The 3,911-nt window shown below is 44.7% G+C and carries 5 protein-coding genes; 1 reads left to right on the forward strand and 4 read right to left on the reverse strand.

What is annotated here, in order from left to right; translation table 11 throughout:
* Nucleotides 1–96: 96 nt before the first annotated feature.
* Both SIN01_RS14220 and mutY read right to left on the reverse strand, forming a co-directional pair.
* Entirely contained in the window at nucleotides 97–252 is a 156-nt protein-coding gene (locus SIN01_RS14220; RefSeq protein WP_010025587.1) for a gamma-type small acid-soluble spore protein, read from the reverse strand.
* Between the two features lie 45 nt (nucleotides 253–297).
* Entirely contained in the window at nucleotides 298–1,377 is a 1,080-nt protein-coding gene (gene mutY / locus SIN01_RS14225) for an A/G-specific adenine glycosylase (RefSeq protein ID WP_010025586.1), read from the reverse strand.
* A gap of 153 nt (nucleotides 1,378–1,530) precedes the next feature.
* On the opposite strand from mutY, the gene SIN01_RS14230 reads away from it, so the two are divergent.
* Complete coding sequence (locus tag SIN01_RS14230) at nucleotides 1,531–2,520, forward strand: metal-dependent hydrolase (protein WP_010025585.1); 990 nt, start codon at nucleotides 1,531–1,533, stop codon at nucleotides 2,518–2,520.
* A 53-nt stretch (nucleotides 2,521–2,573) separates the two neighbouring features.
* Here the strand turns inward: SIN01_RS14230 and SIN01_RS14235 are convergent, their stop codons facing one another.
* Both SIN01_RS14235 and SIN01_RS15595 read right to left on the reverse strand, forming a co-directional pair.
* Nucleotides 2,574–3,386, reverse strand: a complete 813-nt coding sequence (locus SIN01_RS14235; RefSeq protein ID WP_010025584.1) for a RecX family transcriptional regulator — start codon at nucleotides 3,384–3,386, stop codon at nucleotides 2,574–2,576.
* Nucleotides 3,355–3,477: a hypothetical protein gene (locus tag SIN01_RS15595; protein ID WP_272947207.1), complete on the reverse strand. Its 123-nt coding sequence runs from the start codon at nucleotides 3,475–3,477 to the stop codon at nucleotides 3,355–3,357. The genes SIN01_RS14235 and SIN01_RS15595 overlap by 32 nt, the downstream gene beginning before the upstream one ends.
* Between the last annotated feature and the right edge of the window lie 434 nt (nucleotides 3,478–3,911).

A 3,911-nucleotide genomic window follows, 5' to 3' on the forward strand; every position in this document is an offset into this window, starting at 1 on the left:
CAAAATCATATACTTTCTTATCCTGTAAAAAAAGCCTTGTTCCAAAAAATGGAACAAGGCTTTTTCCGTACTTATACGCATACGCACGTTAGGTAATTACTGTTTTTTTTGCTGTGACTTTTGATTTTGCTGACGAACTTGCTGAGCATCCGTTTCGCTCGCAAATTCACTGCTTAATTTGCCGTTCTTAGCCTGAGCATTTTGCTTTTTTACTTGTTGTACGTCAGTGCCTGCGTTTGTGTTCTTAGCCATCGCGTATCACCTCCACCACATTACCTTTGCCAATAATGGCAAAAGTTATGTATGCAGCGGTCGATTTTTTTCAATCCATTGAATAACCTTTTGATGCGATACTGGAAATGGAAAACGATCTAACTCGCTCATTGCCGCCCAGCGCTGCCTCTTCCGCAGCTTCATTTGCGACGATGCCCGTCCGATCCGCAGCGTCAGCTTCCAAATTAAATGTGAAAAATGATGGGTATAGGAAAAAGGATCTTTTGGTGGTTCGACGCTGCATTGAAAGCGTTCGCGACTATACGCCTGTTGCTGCTGTTCATCTTCGTACTCGTCAAGCGAAAGCATTGGAAATTGCCACATTCCGGCAAGAAGCCCCGTGTCGGGCCGCTGTTCCACTAAAAAACGTCCCTGTTCATCGTAAAGAATCAGCACCGCATAATGAAGCGTTCTTGGCTTTGCTTTGCCGCTCTTGACCGGATATTCCAGCTGCACCCCTTCTTCATAAGCGCGACAATAGCTGTTGAGTGGGCACTGCGAACAGTCGGCAATTTTCGGTCTGCAGACCATGGCGCCGAGGTCCATCAATGCTTGGTTAAAATACGCCGGTTCTGTTTGGACAATTAAATCGCTTGCCAGCTTTTCAAATTTCTTGCGTGTTTTTTGCTTCGCGATATCATCATCAATTAAGAAGACGCGCGAGAGGACACGCATTAAATTACCGTCAATCGCCGGCTCCGGTTCATGATAGGCCATGCTCATTAATGCGGATGCTGTATAAGGACCAACCCCCGTTAAAGACATAAGTTCCGATTTATTTTTCGGGAGTTCGCCGTTGTAGCTGGCAACCATCTCACGTACACCTTTTTGGAGATTGCGGGCGCGCGAGTAATAACCAAGTCCCTCCCATGATTTGAGCACCTCCTGTTCCGGTGCGTCTGCTAATGCTTCCGGTGTAGGAAATTTTTTGATGAATTGGTCATAATAAGGAATTACCGTATTCACTTGAGTTTGTTGGAGCATCACTTCGGATATCCATATATAATAAGGATTATCTGTCTTGCGCCAAGGGAGCTTGCGCCCTTTACGGTGAAACCAATCCAGCAAATCGTGATTAAATTGCTGTATTTGCTGTTCGTTCATTTTTTTCAACCCTTCTCGTTCCAGTTTCCCTCTGAATTGGCACAAATATCCCTTTCATTATCCTTGATTTTGTGTGACAATAAAAGTATTAACGCAACTTCGTGTCATTGAAAAAAGTGATTTCTTCATCATAAGGGAGGACATAATTTTTTCATGGATACAGCGACTCATATTGTTATGGGATTTGGCTTAGCGGGACTCGCAACCATGGATCCCGCCGTCGTGCAGAGTCCGCTGACTTACCAAGCGGTCATGGTCGGCGTTGTCGCAGGTTCAGTGATTCCCGACATTGACACGGTTCTGAAATTAAAAAACAATGCGGCTTACATCCGCAATCATCGCGGGATGACCCACTCGATTCCGGCAACACTGCTTTGGCCGTTGCTTCTTACGGCGATCCTCTTAGCAATGTTTCCAAGTGCAAACCCCAGCGGACTGTTGATCTGGACGCTGGCTGCCGTCGCCACTCATGTCTTTGTCGATATCTTCAACGCGTATGGAACGCAAGCGGTTCGCCCGTTTACGGGAAAATGGGTTGCACTGGGGACCATCAATATCTTTGATCCGTTTATTTTCAGTATGCATCTTCTCGGATTTGCCATCTGGCAATCACTTGGCCACGCAGGCGTCACATTTATCGTCATCGATGCAATGCTTGTTGTGTACTATGTGCTCCGCGGCATTTATCATCGCCGAGTCATGAATGATGTGAGGCAGCAGCTGCCCGGACTAACCAAGGTTTACTTGTCCCCGACAATGCGCTGGTCTCATTATCATGTGGCGGCCGAAAGCGAAAAATACTACTATGTCGGAAAAATCAGCGGCAGACGCTTAGAGCTGATTGACCGATTTGATCGCATGCCGATTGATTTAAGCAACGAAATGATTCAGGCAGCTGCACATGATAAAAATGTGCGGGCCTTCCTTTCCTTTTCGCCCATCTATCATTGGTCCATTGAACAGCGCAACAACCACTGGGTCATTCAGTTTACGGATCTAAGGTACTATTCAAAGGGAACCTATCCGTTCACCGCAACGGTCTGGCTGGATCATCATCTACAGGTGCAAAGTTCCTATACAGGCTGGGTATTCAGTGAACGCAAACTACGTAAGAAATTAGTCTTAGCACAGGTCAATTCCTGATCGATTTAAAATAAAAGGGGCTTCTGAGTAAAATTCAGAAGCCCCTTTCTTCTTCATAAATTGTTGATCCGTTCGCTTAAAAAAGCGTTAATTGAATCGAGCGGAAATCCTTTCTGATACAAATAGTTTTTCACTTTTAATGTAAAATCACGACCGGTAAACTTCTTGTACTTTTTCATTGCCTTTTCTGCTTGAGCGGTCAGCGCATTTTGTTCATTTTCCTCTAGAAAGTCTGTGATCTCTTCAAGAACCTGATCACTGATCTCACGTGAATACCCATGCTGCATCAGCCGTCTGGCAAGAACAAGCCGCCCTTCCGTCATTGATTTTTTATTTTTAACCGATGACGCTTGCTTTGCTAAGTACCTGCGTGCATGTTCAAGTTGTTCCTCGACAGGAAACAGGTGATCCGCGCGCGAGGCAATGAATTGTGAAACGCCCGATTGCAGCAATTCGCGATAAATCAGCTGCGGTCCCTTTGTCGAAGTACGAATCCGCGTTCGAATGAAGGAATCCGCAAAGACTTCGTCGTCCAGCAAATGCTCACGTTTCAATCGGTCGATGGCATAAGTCACTTGCTGCGTGCCGAACTCCTTTTTCTGTAAATAGCGCTCCATTTCAGACACACTGTGCATCCGATAGGAAAGATAGCGCACCCCCGCATTGTAAGCCAAGATTCCCGACGCCTCATGAAGAAGTCGCTTAAGTTTTTGCGGCGACAACTCAAGTCCCTTGCGCAGTTCCTCACGGACAAGGACATCCTCATGAACATCCAAACTTTGCTCCTGACCGTCATCGCTTGCCAAATCCACGACAAAAAAGCCGCGTTCTTTTTCATTCGTACGTATCCTGGTGATCACCGTCATCGATCAATCCTCCAGCACTTTTATCAATATCATAGCACAAACCCATGCATTGAACGCAAAGAACAAACAGGAGCAAAAAAACTTTTTTCATAACAATCTGATGCTCCTCTATTATTCACCGATTGATTAAATTTATATTTCTGAATTTGTGAGATCATACGTTGTGCAAATGTCAATAACTCTGTGGATAAGTGGATAACTGCTAGAAAGCCTTTATTCATGGGATGTAAAAATGTGTATTTTTTTGTTGATTAATCACGAATTTATTGTGGATTATGTGGATTAATAGCATAAATCGTCTATTTATCCAAGCTTTCCATTTGTCAAACATGTGGATAACATTGTGGATACTGTTCTTAACTTTTTTTACAACTTTTTTTGGAAAATCGGTTAGAAAACTGGGCGAGCCCGATCCTACTTCTATGCGGCTTTCATTCATCACCTGGCATTCTGGTCCTTAAGCGGAGATTTTTCGGTTATGTGCAGAATGGTACGCGTTTGGGGGCACATAAGGGGAGATTTTCC

The sequence above is a fragment of the Sporolactobacillus inulinus genome (assembly GCF_006539285.1).
Taxonomy (GTDB): Bacteria; Bacillota; Bacilli; order Bacillales; family Sporolactobacillaceae; genus Sporolactobacillus; species Sporolactobacillus inulinus.

Bases quoted from the DNA above. Each gene is read 5' to 3' on its own strand.
- SIN01_RS14220 (WP_010025587.1), bottom strand. From the start codon at position 252: ATGGCTAAGAACACAAACGCAGGCACTGACGTACAACAAGTAAAAAAG.
- mutY (WP_010025586.1), bottom strand. From the start codon at position 1,377: ATGAACGAACAGCAAATACAGCAATTTAATCACGATTTGCTGGATTGG.
- SIN01_RS14230 (WP_010025585.1), top strand. From the start codon at position 1,531: ATGGATACAGCGACTCATATTGTTATGGGATTTGGCTTAGCGGGACTC.
- SIN01_RS14235 (WP_010025584.1), bottom strand. From the start codon at position 3,386: ATGACGGTGATCACCAGGATACGTACGAATGAAAAAGAACGCGGCTTT.
- SIN01_RS15595 (WP_272947207.1), bottom strand. From the start codon at position 3,477: ATGAAAAAAGTTTTTTTGCTCCTGTTTGTTCTTTGCGTTCAATGCATG.